General features: G+C 61.8%; 21 protein-coding genes. 14 read left to right on the top strand and 7 right to left on the bottom strand.

Going from position 1 to position 19016, the window contains the following annotated elements; all coding sequences use genetic code 11:
* Positions 1-8 precede the first annotated feature (8 nt).
* Positions 9-389: a 4a-hydroxytetrahydrobiopterin dehydratase gene (locus NKJ04_RS05060; protein ID WP_352673761.1), complete on the bottom strand. Its 381-nt coding sequence runs from the start codon at positions 387-389 to the stop codon at positions 9-11.
* 155 nt (positions 390-544) lie between these two features.
* Between NKJ04_RS05060 and NKJ04_RS05065 the strand changes: the two genes are divergently transcribed.
* From NKJ04_RS05065 to fae, 7 genes are all read left to right on the top strand, one after another.
* Entirely contained in the window at positions 545-1516 is a 972-nt protein-coding gene (locus NKJ04_RS05065) for a beta-ribofuranosylaminobenzene 5'-phosphate synthase family protein (protein ID WP_352673763.1), read from the top strand.
* A gap of 29 nt (positions 1517-1545) precedes the next feature.
* On the top strand, positions 1546-2439 hold the full coding sequence (locus NKJ04_RS05070; protein WP_352673765.1) for an NAD(P)-dependent methylenetetrahydromethanopterin dehydrogenase: 894 nt from the start codon (positions 1546-1548) through the stop codon (positions 2437-2439).
* A gap of 13 nt (positions 2440-2452) precedes the next feature.
* Positions 2453-3547 carry an ATP-grasp domain-containing protein gene (locus NKJ04_RS05075; protein ID WP_352673767.1) on the top strand — a complete coding sequence of 365 codons (1095 nt, stop codon included), beginning with the start codon at positions 2453-2455 and terminating at the stop codon, positions 3545-3547.
* Positions 3544-4500, top strand: coding sequence for a methenyltetrahydromethanopterin cyclohydrolase (gene mch, locus NKJ04_RS05080; protein WP_128303331.1), 957 nt, complete (start codon positions 3544-3546; stop codon positions 4498-4500). Before NKJ04_RS05075 ends, mch begins: the two co-directional genes overlap by 4 nt.
* 135 nt (positions 4501-4635) lie before the next feature.
* Positions 4636-5583, top strand: coding sequence for an ATP-grasp domain-containing protein (locus NKJ04_RS05085; protein ID WP_352673769.1), 948 nt, complete (start codon positions 4636-4638; stop codon positions 5581-5583).
* An 11-nt stretch (positions 5584-5594) separates the two neighbouring features.
* Positions 5595-6455 carry a triphosphoribosyl-dephospho-CoA synthase gene (locus tag NKJ04_RS05090; protein ID WP_352552643.1) on the top strand — a complete coding sequence of 287 codons (861 nt, stop codon included), beginning with the start codon at positions 5595-5597 and terminating at the stop codon, positions 6453-6455.
* 149 nt (positions 6456-6604) lie between these two features.
* On the top strand, positions 6605-7111 hold the full coding sequence (gene fae, locus NKJ04_RS05095; protein ID WP_013532036.1) for a formaldehyde-activating enzyme: 507 nt from the start codon (positions 6605-6607) through the stop codon (positions 7109-7111).
* A 137-nt stretch (positions 7112-7248) separates the two neighbouring features.
* Here fae and NKJ04_RS05100 read toward each other — a convergent pair whose 3' ends face one another.
* Positions 7249-7959 (bottom strand): HisA/HisF-related TIM barrel protein, encoded by a 711-nt coding sequence (locus NKJ04_RS05100; protein ID WP_128303328.1) that lies wholly within the window; start codon positions 7957-7959, stop codon positions 7249-7251.
* 33 nt (positions 7960-7992) lie between these two features.
* On the opposite strand from NKJ04_RS05100, the gene NKJ04_RS05105 reads away from it, so the two are divergent.
* Positions 7993-9030, top strand: coding sequence for a hydantoinase/oxoprolinase family protein (locus NKJ04_RS05105; RefSeq protein ID WP_352673772.1), 1038 nt, complete (start codon positions 7993-7995; stop codon positions 9028-9030).
* A 19-nt stretch (positions 9031-9049) separates the two neighbouring features.
* Here NKJ04_RS05105 and NKJ04_RS05110 read toward each other — a convergent pair whose 3' ends face one another.
* From NKJ04_RS05110 to NKJ04_RS05125, 4 genes are read right to left on the bottom strand one after another with little or no spacing between them, the layout of a single operon-like run.
* The gene (locus NKJ04_RS05110) at positions 9050-9640 is read right to left on the bottom strand and encodes a DUF447 domain-containing protein (RefSeq protein WP_352552647.1); all 591 of its coding nucleotides are present in this window, start codon (positions 9638-9640) and stop codon (positions 9050-9052) included.
* A 4-nt stretch (positions 9641-9644) separates the two neighbouring features.
* Positions 9645-11039, bottom strand: coding sequence for a DUF6513 domain-containing protein (locus tag NKJ04_RS05115; protein ID WP_352440194.1), 1395 nt, complete (start codon positions 11037-11039; stop codon positions 9645-9647).
* Positions 11032-11583, bottom strand: coding sequence for a flavoprotein (locus tag NKJ04_RS05120; RefSeq protein ID WP_023810415.1), 552 nt, complete (start codon positions 11581-11583; stop codon positions 11032-11034). Before NKJ04_RS05120 ends, NKJ04_RS05115 begins: the two co-directional genes overlap by 8 nt.
* A 3-nt stretch (positions 11584-11586) precedes the next feature.
* A complete protein-coding gene (locus NKJ04_RS05125; protein WP_352610614.1) occupies positions 11587-13416 on the bottom strand; it encodes a (5-formylfuran-3-yl)methyl phosphate synthase in 1830 nt (609 codons plus the stop codon).
* Between the two features lie 250 nt (positions 13417-13666).
* Between NKJ04_RS05125 and NKJ04_RS05130 the strand changes: the two genes are divergently transcribed.
* The 6 genes from NKJ04_RS05130 to NKJ04_RS05155 are packed head-to-tail and all read left to right on the top strand — an operon-like array spanning position 13667 to position 18706.
* On the top strand, positions 13667-14896 hold the full coding sequence (locus tag NKJ04_RS05130) for a lanthanide ABC transporter ABC transporter substrate-binding protein PedA1 (RefSeq protein ID WP_128303322.1): 1230 nt from the start codon (positions 13667-13669) through the stop codon (positions 14894-14896).
* Positions 14897-14917: 21 nt separating this feature from the next.
* Positions 14918-15898: a YVTN family beta-propeller repeat protein gene (locus NKJ04_RS05135; RefSeq protein ID WP_352673775.1), complete on the top strand. Its 981-nt coding sequence runs from the start codon at positions 14918-14920 to the stop codon at positions 15896-15898.
* Between the two features lie 19 nt (positions 15899-15917).
* Positions 15918-16361 carry a hypothetical protein gene (locus NKJ04_RS05140; RefSeq protein ID WP_127259695.1) on the top strand — a complete coding sequence of 148 codons (444 nt, stop codon included), beginning with the start codon at positions 15918-15920 and terminating at the stop codon, positions 16359-16361.
* Positions 16362-16416: 55 nt separating this feature from the next.
* On the top strand, positions 16417-17205 hold the full coding sequence (locus tag NKJ04_RS05145) for a lanthanide ABC transporter ATP-binding protein PedB/LutE (RefSeq protein ID WP_352673777.1): 789 nt from the start codon (positions 16417-16419) through the stop codon (positions 17203-17205).
* A gap of 35 nt (positions 17206-17240) precedes the next feature.
* Positions 17241-18077, top strand: a complete 837-nt coding sequence (locus tag NKJ04_RS05150) for a lanthanide ABC transporter permease protein PedC (RefSeq protein ID WP_050580490.1) — start codon at positions 17241-17243, stop codon at positions 18075-18077.
* Positions 18077-18706, top strand: a complete 630-nt coding sequence (locus NKJ04_RS05155) for a hypothetical protein (RefSeq protein WP_023810408.1) — start codon at positions 18077-18079, stop codon at positions 18704-18706. The genes NKJ04_RS05150 and NKJ04_RS05155 overlap by 1 nt, the downstream gene beginning before the upstream one ends.
* 15 nt (positions 18707-18721) lie before the next feature.
* Here the strand turns inward: NKJ04_RS05155 and NKJ04_RS05160 are convergent, their stop codons facing one another.
* Positions 18722-18922 carry a hypothetical protein gene (locus tag NKJ04_RS05160; RefSeq protein ID WP_352673778.1) on the bottom strand — a complete coding sequence of 67 codons (201 nt, stop codon included), beginning with the start codon at positions 18920-18922 and terminating at the stop codon, positions 18722-18724.
* Positions 18923-19016 lie beyond the last annotated feature (94 nt).

Genomic DNA, 19016 nt, shown 5'->3' on the forward strand with positions numbered 1-19016 from the left:
GACCCTGCCTAGTCATATTTGACGTAAGCGAAGCGTTGATCGGTCAGCGGAGTGCCTTCCAGTGCCCCGCCTTCCTTGGCCGGCTGCCACTGGACAACATCCTCGATCTTTTTCGCCAACTCGAAATCCTTGTCGGTAATGCCTTTCGCCGCGTGGTTCGTCAGGCGCACCTCGACCCAGGCATAGGAGGCGGTGATATCGGGATGGTGCCACGCCGCCTCGGCGAGATGGCCAACCGTGTTGATGACCATGAGCGTCGATTTCCAGCTGTGGGTCTTGTATTTGCGCCGGATCCAGCCGTTTTCGTAACGCCATTTCGGCAGCTCCTTCTCAAGCCGATCGGCGATCTCGGCTTCCGAATAGACCTTTTGCTTGACTGTCTCGTTCATCTCGACCTCCGCGAATTGCTCGGTCTGTCTATGCGCCGGAGCCGGCAAACACGTGATGCATTCTCTTTGGCTTGCCCCATCGACGAAAACAGTTATCATGGTACCGGGCACCTAAACTTCCATGATGCATCCATGATGCACCCATCGGGGGGCAGATGTCGAATTCTGTTACCATACGAGTGCCCGCTCGCCTGCACCTTGGCTTCCTTGATCTCAATGGCGATGCCGGACGGCGGTTCGGCAGCGTCGGGCTTCCATTGAGCGAACCCGAAACCGTCGTCACCCTGTCGCGGTCCGGCGAGACCATCGTCGAAGACTCCGAGAGCACCCGCGCCAGCGAGCATCTGTCGACGCTCTGCAAGCATCTCGGCATTCGCGGCCAGCACCATCTGGTGGTCGAGCAGTCGATCCCCAGTCATGCGGGTCTGGGGTCCGGCACGCAGATCGCCCTTGCCGTCGCCTCGGCATTGCGCACTCTCCATAATTTGCCTCTGGATATCGTCGGCGACGCCAGCCTGCTCGAGCGGGGCGGCCGATCCGGCATCGGCATCGCAAGTTTCGAAGACGGCGGCGTCATAGTCGACGCCGGCAAGAACGACCGCGGCGGAACGCCTCCGGTCGTCGCGCGGCTGCCGTTTCCGGAAGAGTGGCGCGTCATCCTCATCCTCGACCATTCCGGGCATGGGCTGCATGGCGCTGCCGAGGTCGCTGCGTTTCGCTCGCTGCCGCCATTCCCAACGGCAGGCAGCGGGAAGATCTGCCGGAGGGTACTGATGGGCATTATGCCGGCTTTGGTCGAGCGGGACCTTCCGGCATTCGGCGCCGCCGTCACCGCGATACAGATGCTGATCGGCAGCCATTTCGCCCCGGCGCAGGGCGGCGTGTTCACCTCGAAGCGGGTCGAGATGGTGGCCCACTGTCTCAATGACGCAGGCGCCGTCGGCATCGGCCAGAGTTCCTGGGGGCCGACAGGCTTTGCCTTCGCGCCATCGCATGACGCCGCACTCAAGTTCGTCGACGCGGTTCGGAAGACGAAAGGTGGAGACGGCCTTGAGATCAAGATCGTCAAGGGCAGGAACTCCGGCGCGAAGATCAGCTCAACCAGGCTGAATCTCGTCGGCAGCTGACGCTCCCGTTTCAGGCAGAAAGGCAAGAAATGGCCCGCAAACACATCCTGCACATGCTGACACCGTTGAAGCAGATGAGCCCCTTCGACGTGAATATGGCGCTCGACGCAGGTTTCGACGCCGTCGTCCCCTATGTCGATGTAGGCCTCGCCGAAGTGACAGGACTGGTCCAGGACGCGATCTTTTCGCGCCCGCCGGATGCGGGTGTCGACACCGGCATCTTCATCGCCGGGAAGGATGCCTCGTTGGCGCTCGACATGTTCGACGCCGCGAAGAAGGCGATGGTGCCGCCTTTCCAGGTTTCGGTATTTGCCGATCCGGCCGGCTCGTTCACCACGGCCGCGGCGATGGTGGCCAAGGTCGAAAAGGCGCTGGAGAAGAAATTCCAGCGTGGGCTCAGAGATACGAGGGTGGCTGTTTTCGGCGCCACCGGCGTCGTCGGCTTCTGCACCGCCGTCATCGCGGCAGAGGAAGGTGCACGGGTCACACTTGTCGGCCATGACGGCATCGAAAGGGTCAAGCAGATCGCGGCCGAGATCGAAAGCAGATTCAACATCATCGTCGATGCCGCTGACGGATCGAGCGACGCCCGCAAGACAAAGCTGGTCGAGGCAAACGAAATTATCCTGGCTTGCGCTAAAGCCGGCGTCCAAGTGGTCTCCAAAGCCCAATTGAAAGGCAATGACCTGCTTATTGCGGCCGACGTCAATGCTGTTCCCCCGGCCGGCATCGAAGGATTGGCCGTCAATGCCAATGGTGATCCACTCGAAACGGCAAAAGCTGTCGGCATTGGTCCGCTTGCCATCGGCAATGTCAAATATAAGGTCGAATTCGGTCTCTTCAAAAGAATGATCGAATCCGAAAAGACGATCACGCTCGATTTTCAGGAAGCGTTTTCCCTTGCACGCGAGATTGCCAAGTAACGCCGGATCTCTTTTGATCGCGGCAATTTCAGGCCGGGCGCTGGCCGCCGCCGCGCGTCGCGCCGGCTATCGTCCGCTGGTCGCCGATTTCTTTTGCGATACGGACACCGTCGCGCTCGCAGAACGCGCGACGATATTGCCAGGCGACCTGCAGGGGGGCGTCGATGGCGAGCGCATCATCGACACGCTTCGGCGATTGGCTGGCGACGACCTCCCGGTCGCCATTATCCTGGGCTCTGGGTTTGAGCGGATGCCTGAGACCGTGGACAAGATCGCGCGACACTTTCCGCTCGCAGGCAATGGCGGCGGCGCGATCCGCAGGATCAAGGATCCGCAGTTGCTGGCTGATGATTGCGCCGAACTTGGCATCCCGCATCCGCAATTGCGATGGGACCAGCCGCCTGATCCGGAGAACTGGGTGGCCAAGACCGCGGGCGGCGCCGGTGGCGGGCACGTCAGACGAGCAACCGGAGAAAGCCCGACCGCCGGCCGCTACTTCCAGCGCTTAGTTGCCGGTCGCAGCATCTCGGCCCTGTTCGTCGGCAACGGGCAAACCGCGCACGTCGTGGGCTTCAGCCAACAATGGACGTCCCCCTCCCCGACAGCGCCCTATCGCTACGGCGGCGCCGTGCGGTTGAGACGCTTCGATCGCAGACAGGCGGCGCTCATCGGCGGTTGGCTCTCAAGTCTGACGCGGCGCGCCGGCCTGGTTGGATTGTGCAGCGCCGATCTCATCCGCGGGCCGGATGGCTACAAGTTCATCGAGATCAATCCGAGGCCAGGCGCCACCCTCGACATTTTCGACGATGTCGAAGCGCCATTGATCGAAGCGCATCTGCGCGCCGCGACGGGTCAGGTCTTCCGCTTGCCGCGCTTCGTCGATTCGATGGCGTCGATGGTGACTTACGCCGCGACGCCAATCACTCACTTTCCGTCGATCGCCTGGCCTGAATGGACAGCGGACCAGCAGTCGGCTGGCACCCGTCTGATTGCCGGCGACCCTGTCTGCACGGTCTTCGCGCGCGGTCCGAGCGTCCAATCGACCAAGCGGCTTATCAAGGGACAAGTCAGTCAATTGCAACTCCAATGGGAAGGAGACCGGACATGAAAGACGGTTCGGCATTCCTGAACGACAATGCACAGCGCATCGTTGACGGCATGATCGACGACGCCGAACGCCTGCGTATCGTCGTCTCCACGGGGCCATTGGGCGAGCGCCTGATCGATGCCGGCGCCAAGACCGTCGGCAGCGTCGAAGCCGGGCTGCGCATGGCTGAGGCTGCGATGGGCGGTCTCGGCAGCGTTTCGGTGTTCATGGATCGTGCGTCACAGCAATGGCCGTTCACCGTCGAAGCGCGATCTTCGCAGCCGGTGCTAGCCTGCCTGGGCAGCCAATATGCGGGCTGGAATCTATCTGGCCAGGACTATTTCGCCATGGGATCTGGGCCGGCGCGGGCGCTCGCCCGGGTCGAACCGCTGTTCGAAACACTTTCCTATCGCGACATCGCATCGTCCGCGGTGCTTATCCTGGAGACGGCCGAACCGCCTCCCCGCGCGATCGTTGAGAAAGTGGGCAAGGCAACTGGATTGGCGACGGAAAAGCTCACCTTCCTCTATGCGCCGACACAAAGCCTTGCCGGCGGCGTGCAGATCGTTGCGCGCGCGCTCGAGGTTGCCCTGCACAAGATCAACGATCTCAAATTCCCGCTGGAGAACGTTGTCGATGGCATCGGAACGGCTCCGATCCCCGCCCCCCATCCGGATTTCCTGACCGCCATGGGCCGAACCAACGATGCCATCATCTATGGCGGCAGCGTCCAGCTCTTCGTGAAAGGATCGGCGAAAGAAGCTGGCAAACTCGCCGAAAAACTCCCAAGCAGCGCCTCACGGGACTATGGCCAACCCTTCGCCGAGATCTTTGCGCGGTTCAAGGGCGATTTCTATGCCATCGACCCGCTGCTGTTCAGCCCGGCCGAAGTGATCGTGACAGCGATCGAAACCGGCGATACGTTTCGCGCCGGTCGGCGTGATCTGAAGATGCTCGAACGGAGTCTCGGCTAAGAGGATGGCGGTGCAAAGGGATTCGTCCGTCATTCGCCTGCCCGACGACTGCATTTCGTGCAGCCCCATCGCGGACGCGGCCATTGGGGCGTGGAATCGCTCGCGCCGCCGACATTCCCGTACCCGAGAGGCCACATGATCCCTCGCATCCTGATCGTCAGCGACAAAGTGGACACCGGCTCCAACGGCCTGGCGGCAGGGCTTGGTCGGCGAGGCGCCGCCGTTGCAGCCGTGCCGCTGGCGGCGATCGCATTCGACACCAGCAGCCCGAGCGGGCTTTCGATCCCTGGCTTCGGCGGCACGTTGCCCGACGCCGTGCTCGTCCGTTCGATCGCCGCCGGATCGTTCGAAGCGATTACCCGGCGCCTCGGCGTGCTGCACGCGTTAAGCAGACTGTCGGTTCCCGTGTGGAATTCCGCGCAGGCGATCGAGCGCTGCGTCGACAAGTCGATGACGACATTCCTCCTGAAAAATGCCGGCCTGCCTACGCCACGCACCTTTGCCGTAGAAGGACTTGCCGTCGCCGAGGAGATCGCGGCGCAAGAGCTTCCGCGGGGACCGCTGGTGCTGAAACCATTGTTCGGCGCGCAAGGCCGCGGGATAAAGCTGATCCGCACGCTCTCGGACCTGCCGACCGCAGAAGAGGTGAACAGCGTCTACTACCTTCAGCAATATGTGTCGCGTGCCGGTCCGCCTTTCCGGGATTTTCGCGTCTTTGTCTGCGCCGGCGAGACCGTGGCGATGATGAGCCGCATCAGCGACGACTGGATCACGAACGTCAACAGGGGCGGCGTGCCGGAACAGGTTTCCGAACATGGCAAGGCGGAACTGGCCTCGCTGGCTGTCGCCGCGTCAGCCGCGGTCGGCGCGGATTTTGCCGGCGTGGACATCGTGCGGGCTGACGACGGCAATCTGTTCATACTCGAAGTGAACAGCATGCCCGCCTGGTCGGGATTGCAATCGGTGGTCGCCGTGAACATCGCCGAAGCAATCGCCGATGCCTTGCTGAAACTCCTGGCCGACCGCGCCGAAGCGGCCGCCGCGCCGCGGCCCTACCGTTTCGCCGCGCCTGCGAATTCGTGAGGGCCCGTAGGATGGCGCTATCGCGTGAACGCCTCCGGGCCAGCTACAAGGATGCCTGCAGGATGGAGATCGAAGCCCTCAAACCGGGCAACGTCCATCTGTTCGCCGACGGACACGGCATGTCGGCCGCTCAATTCATGATGAGTGCGGAGGTTTCTTCCGGGCCGCTGACCGATCCTCGTCTGCCGGTCGGACAGCGCATGCTGGAGGCGGTGCGCGCGACCCGACTGGCGGTCGCAACCAATACCAATCTCGGAATCATCCTTCTGACAGGGCCACTGATATGCGCCGCCGAAATGAGCGGTGACAGACTGCAGGACAATCTCGACTCGCTGCTTCGGGCTTTGAGCGTGCAGGATACCAAGGCGGTGTTCGAGGCGATCGTCACGGCCGCGCCAGGCGGCCTCGGAGAAGCCGCCAACGATGTGCGGCAGGAGCCGAAGATCCATTTGCTGGACGCGATGCGGGAGGCCACCGACCGGGACATGATCGCCCGCCAGTACGGCAGCTGTTTCGGCGACGTGTTCGGGGTCGGGCTCGCGGCGCTGGATGGAGCGTTGGCACGTGGAGAAACCGGCATGTGGCCGACGGTATTCGTCTACATGGCGTTTTTCGCCGACTTCCCCGACAGCCATGTGATGCGCAAGCACGGCGTTGACGTCGCAAATCAGGCGCGGCAGGAGGCCGTTGCCGTTCAGGCGGCGCTCCATGCGGAGGGCGACGAACCGTCGCGCATTCGCCTGCTCATGGAGTTCGACCGCCGGTTAAAGACCGACAACATCAACCCCGGCACCTCGGCCGACCTCACCGTGGCTACTCTTTTAGTCCACACCCTCGCCCTCACCTTGCATAATCGCGGCGTTGGTGCTTGACTTCCAAAAGTGGAAGCTGTGCTTCCGCGGCTATCTAGCCAACCGGTCCGGGCAAATCCGGACGCTGCCAACAAGGATAGCTGTCCATCGAGCGCCTGCTCGGTTGCAGCGTCCGTGGACACCATAATTGTGTCTTGGAGGAAATTGGCATGGCAAAAATCTCAAAGGTTATGGTCGGTGAATCGCTGGTGGGAGACGGCAACGAAGTCGCGCATGTCGACCTGCTCATCGGCCCGCGGGGGAGCGCGGTCGAAACGGCATTCTGCAACGCGCTTACCAACAACAAGGACGGCTTTACTTCGCTTTTGGCGGTGATCGCGCCCAATCTTCAATGCAAACCCAACACCGTGATGTTCAACAAGGTCACGATCAAGGGCGCCAAGCAGGCGGTCCAGATGTTCGGCCCGGCGCAGCACGCAGTGGCAAAGGCCGTGCAGGACAGCGTCGCGGACGGGACCATTCCGGCCAACGAAGCGGACGACGTGTTCATCTGCGTCGGGGTATTCATCCATTGGGACGCGGCGGACGACGCCAAGATCCAGAAATACAATTACGAGGCGACAAAGGAAGCTATCCAGCGCGCCGTTGCAGGAACGCCGACCGCCGCCGAAGCAACGGCCCAGCGCGACAAGGTCAAGCATCCGTTCGCAGCCTAGACAAGAGACAGCCCCGCACAGGAAAAACCCTCTTCTGAGACGGATGGTCTGTTGCGCCGGCTGAAAAAGGTTCTGGGCTTTTGAAACGTCAACTCCCGAAGGGCGCTCGCCCTTCGGGAGTTGACGAGCGACGATTGTCAGGCGCCGAGTGACGCGAGGCGGCCGGGGGTGAGCGTAGCGTTGTGCAATGAGGTTGCGACCAGCGCCGCGGCGACACCCATCGCGGACAAGGCGCTGATGTCGGTCTCATCTCGGACGCCGCCGGCCGCGATGACGGCGCGATTTCCGGCCTTGGCCTTGACCTCCTGCAACCGCCCGAAGTCGGGACCGGCGGCCGCACCGACCTTGGCCAGCGTCATGACAATCACCTTTTGCGGCCAAAGCTCGGGCTCATCGAGAAGAGAACGCGGTCCGCAAAAACTATCGCCGACGAAATCAAGGGACAGGATGAGATCGGGATGATCGCGAAAACGCCGCAGCAACATGTCGTCCCGCTGCGATTCAGAGCCCAAAACAGGAGACAGCGAGCGTTCGGCAAGCGCCGCCAAAAGTGTCTTTTCGTCGGCCACACCGGCATCGACCCAAAGTTCCGGCGGCTCCGCCATCGTCCTCAGCCGGGCGAGTGCGTCGCTGTTTGGCACACCGCCTTCGATAGCGTCCAGATCCGCGATGTAGAAGGTCGAAAAAGGATAAAGCCCACGCAGTCCTTCAGCGACCGCGACGACATCAGGGCTTCGGCTGAGCGGCGTAACGATCGGCCTGTAGCGATCGCGTTTTCCCTGCTGGGCGCGAACCACCACGCCGTCTTTCAGGTCGAGAACCGGAATGATACGCAACGCTTTTTTCACCGACCAATTGCCCCCGTCATGAAAGCTTGAAGCGTGGAAAAAAGAAAGGGCATCATTGCCGGTTTCGACATTGGCGGCGCACATCTGAAGGTGACCCGCGCACAAGACGGTCGCGTCGTCGAGGCGGTAACGATCGCAACGCCGCTCTGGCAAGGGCTGCACAAGCTGGCTTCAGCCCTCGACGAAACGGCTCCGATCTACGCGGGTGCGGATCTCAACGCATTCACCATGACAGGCGAACTGTCGGACATCTTTCCGTCCCGCGATGTCGGCGTAGGGGCTCTGCTGGGTCAGATTTCCACCCATTTCCCCACAGACAAAAAGCTGGTCTATGCTGGGCCATCCGGTTTCGTCGGGATTGAGCGGGCAGCGCAGCTAGCCGCCGATGTGGCTTCCGCCAATTGGCACGCGACAGCCTTGTTGGTGGCAAAACTCGCCGGCGATGCCCTGTTCGTCGACATGGGCTCCACCACCACCGATATCATTGCCATCAAGAACGGCGTCGTGGCCAATGACGGCTACACCGACGCCGGACGGCTTCTAACCGGCGAATTGGTCTATACCGGCTTTACCAGGACATTCCTGTTCGGCGTAGCCTCGTCGGCTCCCGTCCATGGCAGGCTAACGCCGCTGATGAACGAGTATTTCGCCTCGATCGCCGACGCGCATCGCATCCTGGGCGTGCTCGACGAGGACGACGACAGGCACCCTCCCGCCGACGGCAAGGAAAAGACCGTGGATGGCTCGATCGCGCGGCTGGCGCGCATGGTCGGGCGCGACGCCACTGACCTGACCCCGCCGGAATGGGGTGAAGTCGCGCGCTGGTTCAGCGAGCAGCAACTGCGCAAAGTGCACGATGCAGCGTCGCTGGTTGCCGGAACCCTGCCTCGGGACGTCCCGATCGTCGGCGCCGGAAGCGGTCGCTGGCAGATCAAGCGACTGGCCCAACGCATGGAACGCAGTTACGTCGATTTCGCCGACATCATCCCCGCGGATGACACCGTTCGCGGCCAAGCGAGCAGCGCGGCACCCGCTTCCGCGGTAGCGCTTTTGGCGGGATATCCGTCGTAAGCAGGATGCGGCGCTCGGCCTAAGCCCGCGCGTCCTTGCTCCCGGAACCTTTGGCGGTCAAATGATCGCTGACACGCTGCATCAGCCAGCCCCAGGCTTCCTTTTCACCGTCGCCTGCTGTCTTTTCGATGGCGATCGAAAGGTAGGCGATTTCCGCCTCGATCTTGTCGCGCGGCAGCATGCCGAGCCGGCTGACCAGGATGGCCAGCTCAAGCACCGCCGCCTTGGCTCGGTTAAGGCCGGTGAACGGCGCAAGCGCTTCCTCCCGCACCACGCGGCAGAAATGGCGGGGGCGCACGCCATTGTCATCGACCGCTTGGACTTCGAGGCCCGAATACGCCAGCGCGGCCTCGAGCCTCGGCACCGGAAACCCGTCAACCGGAACAGTTGGCCAATGCTTGCGGCCTGTCAGGCAGCCGGCAAAGACACGCACGTCGTCGGTATAATTGGCGATGGCGAACGGCACTTCGGCGAGATTGTCGAGCGTGACCGACGGCCGGAACGGCGCAATCACCCAGCCGTCATTCTCGGCGATGATGCCGATCGGCGCGATGTGGACGTTGCCTGCCTTGTTGACCGTCGTGATGATCGATTCGCGAATGTAGGGCATGGTCCTAGCGCTCTTTCCTTGCGCGGAGCGTCTTGCCCGGCTCGGCAAGACGGGTACGGTCGGTTTCGGGAGCCGGCGCGGCAACGCCCCATGCGAGCGGCTCGTCCTGCACATAACGCTTGCCGAGGCGCCAGGCGATCTCGGCCTTCATCAGTTCGGCGCCGAGGTAAAAAGCGTGTGCGCCATCGGCGTTGACGTCCAGCCCGGCAAAAAGTTCGAACGCATCCGTGGCAACTGCATGCCCTTTGCTATTGAAAACATGGATGCCGTCCTCCGCTACCGCGATCCGGAAGTTGGCATCGCGCACCTGGACCGCCAATGCCTCGATATCGTCGGTTGAGGCTGTGAAAGGCTTGCGATCGTGGACCTGCAACAGGCCTGGGTGATAGCCGCGCGGCAAGGCGCCGTCCGTGCAAGCAGCCAACATGACGCGGCGGGCGATATCGTGCTCCTCGATCGTCCGCACCGTGTGTGGGCTGACATGCACCGCCAGCACGTTTCGGATCCGGAGTTCCGAGCAGAGTCCCGCTAGAACGGCCGTAACACCAGAACTGTCCGCGTCGGTCAATTCGGTGAGATTGCCGGTGCCCATCAGCAATTCGACGTCCGGCCAGCGGCGCCGCGCCTCGATGAAGCGCCCGAGTGAAACGGCGAAGCCGAAATGGATCGGGTCGAGCACGGGATCGGCAATGAAGGCGATACCGGCCTTTTGCGCGGCTTCGATGGCCCGGCCGAGCGAATCCAGATCGCCAGGCGTGGAAGGTATCAACACTGCCGTAGCCCTATGATCGAAGATCAACGGCAGCGTGTTCTCATCGAGGCTGAGAAGATAGTCCGCGCCGGCGCGTGCCCCGATCGTCAGTTCGTCCACGCTGGCCGAATCGACGCTGACCATAAATCCCCGTGCCTTGAGCGCTCGCACAGCCTCCGCCAGCAATGGAAACGGCGTCTCCGGCAGGCAGCCCAGATCGATGACATCGGCGCCGGCCGCAGCTAGCATCGAGGCCCTCGCCATCAGTGCCTCGACCGACAGCATCGGCGCATCGACGATCTCGGCGAAGATGCGCATATCGTGACGCGTCAGATCCGGCGGTTTGCCCGCCCGGCCAAGGAAGGCCGGAAGGTCGGCGATCTCGTCGGGGCCGCGCACAAAAGGCACGCCGAAATGCTCCGACAGGTGCTCGATGTTTCCCCGATAGCGTCCGGGTAGGATGACGCGGTCGGCGTCTCCTGTCAGAGTGAGCCGACGCTTCACAATGTCCTCGCTCATCAGCGCGGCGACCTTGACGCCGACGTCGACGATTTCCCACGCGAATTCGGTTCTGCCCAGCCCGGCCAGCAGCCGTTCCAGCCGCGCCTTGGCCAGATGGCCGGTAAGAAAAACCAGCCGCTCAGCCATCGCTTGCGAGTTCGGCCTGTCGCCGTGTGAGCGAGGCTTCGAGATCAGCGAGCGACTCGACCACCTGGGTCCGCTCGAAACTCTTCAACTGCTCGGTATTTTCCAGATCGATCCTGCGCGGATAGACCTTGACCAGCCCGTGCGGTGCCTGGGTTTCGAGTTCCGGTGCGGTGTCGCAAGCAAAGACGATGGCTGGCACACGGCACTTTCCCGCTTGGGCAAAGACATTGGTGGCGAGCGTGTCGGAAATGCCATGCACGCATTTGGCGACCGTGTTGGACGTGGCCGGCGCCACCACGACCGTGTGATAGACACCGTGGTAGAATTCGCCGACCGGGATCGCGCTCGCGGTCTTGTCGTGCAGCACGCGCGTCGTCTCCGGGAAATCAAGTTTGAGCTTGTACATACGCAGCACTTCGTTGGCGGCCTTCGACACGAAGACATCGCAATGTTCGAGTTGGCGAACAAGTGCGAAGCTCTCCGTAAAAAAATGCCCGGAACCCGTCAAAACCCACGCCCAGCGCGGCACATGCAGCTTCACCATCGGCTATCCCGCCTTCTTTGCCGACGACCCTGTAGAAGCCACGATCCTGATGCCGGGCAGCTTGCCCAACACGAGCATCGCGCCGGCCTCGGCAGCATCCTTCGGACCGGCGAGATGGAAATCGACGCCGTCAGGCAGCATGGCGGCAAAGCCTGGGTCGACAATGCCTCGGGTCCTCAGGCTGTCAGCGGTATCGCTGTCGAAGAATGCACCGGTCTGCTTGATAAGCAACAGCGCGTTTGCGCCAAGCTTACCGGCAAGCCAGGCGGCCAGAGAATCGGAGGTAATGTCCCAGGAGGCCGGAACATCCAGCGCCGGCAGTGCCAGTGACGACGGCAGCCACACCGGAACCTTCCCCGCCTCCAACGCTCGCCCGATCTCATCCAGCGACCGTGCCGGCGTCAGCCTTTCGTCCCGGTCGAGGATGACATGGCCGAACTGTTCCATGGCCAGGATCGCCATGGCATGTGCGGCGGTGTCGGAAAAATCCATGCGTGTCTGCGTCTCACGCACATGATCGGCAAAGAGCCCGCCGCCGGGCACGATGACGATCGGCAGCCGGGAACCCGCCAGCGCTGCGATCCAGCTCTTCATCTCCGCCGCGTGGGCCGTGCTGCCGCCAAGCTTGACGATGGCCCGTCGGAGCATTTCGGGGCGTTCCTGGCGCGGCCGGAAGACAACGCTTCGGTCTTCTCGGCCAGCGGTGCCGGAGGCAGCGCCGCGTCCCGCCGATTGGCGCTTGCGTTCGATCTCGACGCCGACACCGCCAGGACCGAGCTCGAGCTTTTCCACCCTTACCGTAACGCGCACGACCCGCTGGTTCTCCAGCACGTGCGCTGCCACCTGCTCGGCCAAAGCCTCGCTGAGCTGGATATGGCCTCGCGCGACGATGGTGCGAATGCCGTCCATGATGATGTCATAAGAGAATACATGGCGCATGTCCTCGGGATGGTCGGTGATTTGCAGCACGTCGGCGGTCACATCAAAGCGCACTTTTTGAGTATGGCCATGCTCGAAGCTGTAGGCGCCGATCTGGACCGGCAGAACAAAATCCCGCACAAAAATCCTGTCCGTGCCCAGTGTCGGGTCGGTGTCCGGCGAATAGCCTCTCGCCGCCAACAGGCGATAGTCGATACTCAATTGACCGCCGGTCCCGGATTCCGTCGGGATCAACTCTCGAATCTGCGAGACCGCCTCGGCGCTGATCGAACTCGTGCGACCGGAATGGCCACACAGCGCCCCCCGAAAGCCGAGAAAATCCGGAGCGAAAGGCAATAGGCGCGGAATATCCGGAGCTTCCAACGATCCACTCAGGCCTGCCATCAGACCGAGCGATTTCGTGCGATCGACGAATCCCGGAATACGCTCCGGCGGCAGATGATCGAGCAGCCGGCCCTTCCCCTTTTGCGCGGTATCGACCATCACGCCATGGAAGCGATGCCTGGCGAACATCGGCAGAAGCTCGAACTCCGGCGCCAGATCGGCAAACAGCACGGCAATCAGCTTCGTTCGTGCAGCGAGCGGTTCGAGCGCTTCTACGCAGGCAGAGATATTTGCCGAAGGGAAAAATCCGATCTTCACATAGTCGACGCCGGTCGCCGCGATCTCTTCGGCCTTGATGCGGATCGTTTCGGGCTCCATCGGCAGGTCGCCGCAGACCGCGCTGACCGGAGCCCGACCAGCGATGAACGAAATGGTTCGGCGCATGGTTTCCGTGGACACCGCGCCCAGGGCTCCCGCCTTCGGGTCCTTCAGGTCGACGATATCGACACCTCCAGAAAGAGCGATCTCCGCCTCTTCGATTCCGGTGACGCTTGCCAGCATTCTGGTCATTTGAACAGTTTCTCCAGTTTGGAGGACAAGACGTTTTTATAAAGGCGGTCGATGCCCCTGCGCCACGTCTCGTCGGTGTTGCCACGCGAATCGACGCTGGCGACTTTCCGCACCGTTCTGGCAGGCGCGAAAAGTCGTCCGATAGGGTTTGATAAATTTTGCGGGTCGGCTAAGTTGATCATGGGCACCTTGACTTGGCGCGGGTCCGGCAACAGTCGAACCTTTGCGCAAGAATGGGTAATTACTATCGATGACGAGCGCGGTGCCAGGCACTCTCGCTGCCTTTTTGTGCTTTTTTTCCCTGACCGTCAACGTTTCCGACGCGACAGGCCAGGAAACGGTGGCGAAGCCGGAAAAAAAGACAACTGAAATCAAAATAGGCTATTTGCGGGCCTACGCACCGCGATTGACGCTTTCCATGCTCGACCTGCCGCCACGTGACGAAGGTGTCGCCGGCGCCGAGGTGGCGATCGGCGACAACAATACGACGGGAAAGTTCACCAACCAGAAATTCAGCCTCGACGTGACCGAGATCAAACCCGAAGGCGACGCGGTTCGGGCGTTCGAGGACATGATCGCCAAAGGCGACCGCTATGTGGTCGCCGATCTTTCAGCCAAACAATTGCTGTCGATCGCCGACATCGCCCGCGAAAAAGGCGTGCTGATCTTCAACGTCGGCGCGACCGACGACAGCCTTCGCGAGGAGGACTGCCGCATCAACGTTTTCCATATCGCGCCGACGCGCAGCATGTTGGCCGATGCGCTGGCGCAGTATCTCATGGTAAAGAAGTGGCCGAATTGGGTGCTGCTCTATGGATCGCATAAGCAGGATCATCTCTACGCCGATGCGTTGCGCCGCGCGGCAACCCGCTTCGGCGGCCAGATCGTCGCCGAGAAGGAATTCAAGGATACCGGCACAGCCAGGCGCACCGACACCGGCGCCACGCAGATACAGCAGCAGATTTCCGTGTTCACGCAAGATCTCCCGGAGCATGACGTGGTGCTTGTCGCCGACGAAAGCGAGGTTTTCGGGACCTACGTGCCCTATCGCACCTGGACGCCGCGGCTGGTCGCCGGCACGGCCGGTCTGGTTGCATCGTCGTGGCATCCCGCCAGCGAACAATGGGGCGGCATCCAGATGCAGAGCCGCTTCCTGAAGACGACGAGCCGGCGGATGCTCTCCAAGGACATGTCGGCCTGGACGGCGGTGCGTGCCGTCGGCGAGGCCACCACGCGCACCAAGGGCGACGATGCGAAAAAGATCAGCGACTACATGCGCTCTGACGATTTTTCGGTTGCTGCTTTCAAGGGGCAGAAGCTGACCTTCCGCAAATGGAACCTCCAGCTTCGCCAGCCGATCCTGCTTGGCGACACCAAGTCCGTCGTCTCGACATCGCCACAAGAGGGCTATCTTCACCAGGTCTCCGAACTCGACACGCTCGGTGTCGATCAGCCGGAAACGAAATGCGCTCTCAAGTAGAGTCAATCGGGAGGAATTTGCGTGCAGAAACGAGCTTGCGCATTCGCCATTCTCGCGGCCGGCCTGACGGCCAGTCCGGCATCGGCCTATACGGCCTACGTTTCCAACGAGAAGGACAACACGATGACCGTCGTCGACACGGCGACGATGCAGGTGGTGAAGACAGTTGAAGTCGGCCAGAGACCTCGCGGCATCACCATCTCGCATGACGGCAAATTCGTCTACCTATGCGCCAGCGATGACGATACGGTCCAGATCATCGATACCGCGACGCTTGAAATCGTCGGTACGCTGCCATCCGGCCCCGATCCCGAATTGTTCGTGCTCTCGCCGGACGGCAAGACGCTTTATGTCGCCAATGAGGACGATAATCTCGTCACCGCCATCGACGTCGAAAGCAAGCAAGTCCTGGCCGAGATTCCGGTCGGCGTGGAACCGGAAGGCATGGGTGTCAGCCCCGATGGCAAGACCATGGTCAACACCTCGGAAACCACCAGCATGGCGCATTTCATCGACACCGGCACGCATGAGGTGACCGACAACGTGCTGGTCGACACGCGCCCGCGCTTCGCCGACTTCAAGCCCGACGGCACGCAGGTCTGGGTCAGCGCCGAGGTTGGCGGCACCGTCAGCGTCATCGACAACGCCAAACGCGAAGTGGTGAAGAAGATCCAGTTCGCGATTCAGGGACTGCGGGCCGAAACCATCCAGCCGGTAGGCATCGCCATCAGTGCCGATGGCAAGAAAGCCTATGTCGCGCTCGGCCCGGCGAACCATGTCGCGGTGATCAATACCGATACCTACGAGGTGGAGAAATACATCCTCGTCGGCCAGCGCGTCTGGCATCTGGCCTTCACGCCCGACCAGAAAACGCTGATCACCACGAATGGCAATTCCAACGATATCACCTTCATCGACACGGCCACCGACGAGCCGGTCCAATCGCTCACCGTGGGCCAGCAGCCCTGGGGTGTGGTCATTTCGCCCAATAGCAGACATTGATCATCGGGAGGCTCAAGACATGAAACTTTGCCGCAGGTTTTTCTTCGCCGCGCTCGCCGGATTTGTCCTTGCTCCGATCGGAGCAAACGCCGACGATGCAACGCCAAAACCGTCGCGTGCCAGCAAGAACCTGCCGGAATTGATTATCGGTTCGGCCGATTCCACCTATGCCGTCAATCAGAAGGACTTCGAGCTGATCGCCGGCCAGGGCTATCGCTGGAAGATCACCTCCAAAGGCGGTTTCGAATACAAGTTCGTGACCGACCTCTTCCGCAATGTCTGGATGGACCAGATCGTCATCAACGATTTGGAAGTGCATATGGACGGCGGACCAGCCTGGCTGGAATTCGACGACGCGGGAACGATCCAGGTGCAGTTCCATACCGTTCGCCCGGGCGAATATACCTGGTCGGTTCCCGACCTTGCCGACAAGGGACTGAAGGGCAAGATTACGATCAAGTGAGACAAAGGCGACCAGGGCGCCAGATAGCCAACGCGTCCTGAAGGAGCGACCCGGCATGCAGCATATGAGGACAAACGGTCCGGGAGAAGAGGTGGCGGCGCTCGATGTCGGCGCCGTCAGCCATTCCTATGGCCAGAAGCGGGCGCTCAACGACGTCTCCTTCTCGATCGCGCCGGCGACTTTCACCGTTCTGCTCGGCCTCAACGGGGCCGGCAAGACAACGCTGTTCTCACTGATAAGCCACCTCTACGACACGCGTCACGGATCGATCCGCATCTTCGGCCATGACATTCGCCGCGCGTCCGGCGAAGCACTCAGACGGGTCGGCATCGTGTTCCAGGCACGCACGCTCGACCTCGACCTCAGCGTCTACCAGAATCTCTCCTACCACGCCTCGCTGCATGGCATTGGCGGACGCGAAGCTCGCCAGCGCATTGCCGCGCTGCTTGAAACGGTCGACATGCAGGGCCGCCAGCACGACAAGGCACGCAGCCTCTCCGGCGGTCAGATGCGACGCATCGAAATCGCCAGGGCGCTGCTTCACCGACCTTCCCTGCTCCTGCTTGACGAGGCGACCGTCGGCCTCGACATCGAGTCCCGCGCGGGCATCCTCGCCACCATCCGCAAGCTCGTCCAGGCAGAGGGCATCGGCGTGCTCTGGGCCACGCATCTGATCGACGAAGTCGAAGACCCCGACCATGTCGTCATACTGCGGCGAGGTGACCTGGTCGCGAGCGGCAAGGTGTCGGATGTGATCCGTGCGAACGGCGGAAATTCGCTTCGTGAAACCTTTTCGAAGCTCAGCCGCGTCGATGCGGCGGGCATGGTGGAGACGTCACCATGAGCGCTCCAGCGATGCCCGGAAAGCTCGCCGGCATCATGCCGGTGCGGTCTGAGCCATTCGGCCTGCGCCACTATCTCATTTGCCTGAAAGGTGTCGTCCTGCGCGAGTGCCTGCGCTTCCTGCACCAGCGCGAACGCTTCATTTCCTCGCTGGTCCGGCCGCTCGTCTGGCTGTTCATCTTCGCCGCCGGCTTTCGCCAGGTGCTCGGCGTGTCGATCATCCCGCCCTACAAGACCTATGTGCTCTACGAGGTCTATATCACACCGGGCCTTTGCGGCATGATCCTGCTGTTTTCCGGCATGCAGTCTTCGCTGTCGATGGTCTACGACCGCGAGATGGGCAACATGCGCATCCTGCTGGTCAGCCCGTTTCCGCGCTGGTTCCTGCTGGTGTCGAAGATGCTCGCTGGTGTGGCCGTATCGATCGTGCAGGTCTACGCGTTCCTGATCGTTGCCTGGTTGTGGGGCGTCAAGGCGCCGCCACTCGGCTACCTCTACGTGCTGCCGGCACTGTTCCTGTCGGGCATGATGCTTTGCGCGCTCGGCATGCTCTTGTCTTCGCTGATCAAGCAGCTCGAAAACTTCGCCGGCATCATGAACTTCGTCATCTTTCCCGGCTATTTCGCGTCTCCGGCGCTCTATCCCTTGTGGCGCATCCAGGAGGCGAGCCCGCTGCTCTACAAGATCTGCCTCTGCAACCCGTTCACCTATGCCGTCGAACTGATCCGCTTTGCCTTCTACGGGCAGATCGAATGGCTGTCGCTGGGCGTCGTCGCCGGCTGCACGCTGCTGTTTCTGGGCGGCGCCATCATCGCATACGACCCTTCGCGCGGTTTGGTGATCCGCAAGCAGGACATGGGAGGAAACGCCTGATGGCGCGAATGAGGCTTGCTCACACTCTGGTTCTGGTCGCCACGCTTGCCTCGATGGGGAGCGCCGGCGCGGCAAACACCGATCCCGACTGGCCCTGCATGCAGCGTAAGGTGCCACAGCTCTCGCTTGGCCAGATCTGGAATGGGCCGGAGCTTCCTGCGACCGCGAAAGATTGGGCGAAGGATGCCCGTGTGTCGGCGCTTGTCGAGGCGGTGGCGGCCCGGCGGACGCCGATTGCCGAAGCCCAGAAAGAGATCAAGGATTTCGCGACTTCCCTGTCGGCCGAGCAGGTCGCACCAAAAATGACGATGCTGGTGCAGGGAATGTTCGACCATATGGACGCCGAGCGTTCGCACGTGATCTCCGGCATCTCCCGCTATGCGCACAAACAGCTCGAAATGGCGGCACAGTTGCGCAAGGAAGCATCCGAAGTCGACGCGCTGCGCGCCAAGGCCGATGCGGATCCGGACGAAGTCGAACGGCGAACCGACCAGCTGAATTTCGCGACGCGAATTTTCACCGAACGGGTCCAGTCGCTGACTTATGTCTGCGATGTGCCCACGATAATCGAGCAGCGGCTTTACCAGTTGTCGAAGACCGTCTCGGAAACGCTCGTCGTGAAGAAATAGACCTTGGCGCCTGCCTCATGACCCCCTGCCAGGCAGCACACGCCAGCGCTGCACGAAATAACCGGGATGCGTCTCGATCCACCGAGCCACCAGCGGCTGCACCTGCATGAAGGCAGTCCCGGGATTCATCGCCAGACCGTCTACCATTTGTTCGCGTTGTTCGCAGGTCCGCGGTACATCCGTCAGGCAGACCATCATAACGAGTGTGTAAAGCATTACCCCTTTTCCCCATCGAATTCCCGAACCCTACCCGGGAGATTTCCGAACAGTCTGCAGGGGTTGCACATACGGATCGCTTACGGATGTGAAA

Origin of the sequence: Mesorhizobium sp. M0618 (assembly GCF_040320765.1) — a bacterium.
GTDB lineage: Bacteria > Pseudomonadota > Alphaproteobacteria > Rhizobiales > Rhizobiaceae > Mesorhizobium.

Coding starts and splice junctions, on each gene's coding strand:
- NKJ04_RS05070 (WP_352673765.1), top strand. CDS start 1,546: ATGGCCCGCAAACACATCCTGCACATGCTGACACCGTTGAAGCAGATG.
- NKJ04_RS05130 (WP_128303322.1), top strand. CDS start 13,667: ATGACGAGCGCGGTGCCAGGCACTCTCGCTGCCTTTTTGTGCTTTTTT.
- NKJ04_RS05150 (WP_050580490.1), top strand. CDS start 17,241: ATGCCGGTGCGGTCTGAGCCATTCGGCCTGCGCCACTATCTCATTTGC.
- fae (WP_013532036.1), top strand. CDS start 6,605: ATGGCAAAAATCTCAAAGGTTATGGTCGGTGAATCGCTGGTGGGAGAC.
- NKJ04_RS05145 (WP_352673777.1), top strand. CDS start 16,417: ATGCAGCATATGAGGACAAACGGTCCGGGAGAAGAGGTGGCGGCGCTC.
- NKJ04_RS05120 (WP_023810415.1), bottom strand. CDS start 11,583: ATGGTGAAGCTGCATGTGCCGCGCTGGGCGTGGGTTTTGACGGGTTCC.
- NKJ04_RS05065 (WP_352673763.1), top strand. CDS start 545: ATGTCGAATTCTGTTACCATACGAGTGCCCGCTCGCCTGCACCTTGGC.
- NKJ04_RS05155 (WP_023810408.1), top strand. CDS start 18,077: ATGGCGCGAATGAGGCTTGCTCACACTCTGGTTCTGGTCGCCACGCTT.
- NKJ04_RS05085 (WP_352673769.1), top strand. CDS start 4,636: ATGATCCCTCGCATCCTGATCGTCAGCGACAAAGTGGACACCGGCTCC.
- mch (WP_128303331.1), top strand. CDS start 3,544: ATGAAAGACGGTTCGGCATTCCTGAACGACAATGCACAGCGCATCGTT.
- NKJ04_RS05110 (WP_352552647.1), bottom strand. CDS start 9,640: ATGCCCTACATTCGCGAATCGATCATCACGACGGTCAACAAGGCAGGC.
- NKJ04_RS05160 (WP_352673778.1), bottom strand. CDS start 18,922: ATGCTTTACACACTCGTTATGATGGTCTGCCTGACGGATGTACCGCGG.
- NKJ04_RS05140 (WP_127259695.1), top strand. CDS start 15,918: ATGAAACTTTGCCGCAGGTTTTTCTTCGCCGCGCTCGCCGGATTTGTC.
- NKJ04_RS05125 (WP_352610614.1), bottom strand. CDS start 13,416: ATGACCAGAATGCTGGCAAGCGTCACCGGAATCGAAGAGGCGGAGATC.
- NKJ04_RS05090 (WP_352552643.1), top strand. CDS start 5,595: ATGGCGCTATCGCGTGAACGCCTCCGGGCCAGCTACAAGGATGCCTGC.
- NKJ04_RS05060 (WP_352673761.1), bottom strand. CDS start 389: ATGAACGAGACAGTCAAGCAAAAGGTCTATTCGGAAGCCGAGATCGCC.
- NKJ04_RS05115 (WP_352440194.1), bottom strand. CDS start 11,039: ATGGCTGAGCGGCTGGTTTTTCTTACCGGCCATCTGGCCAAGGCGCGG.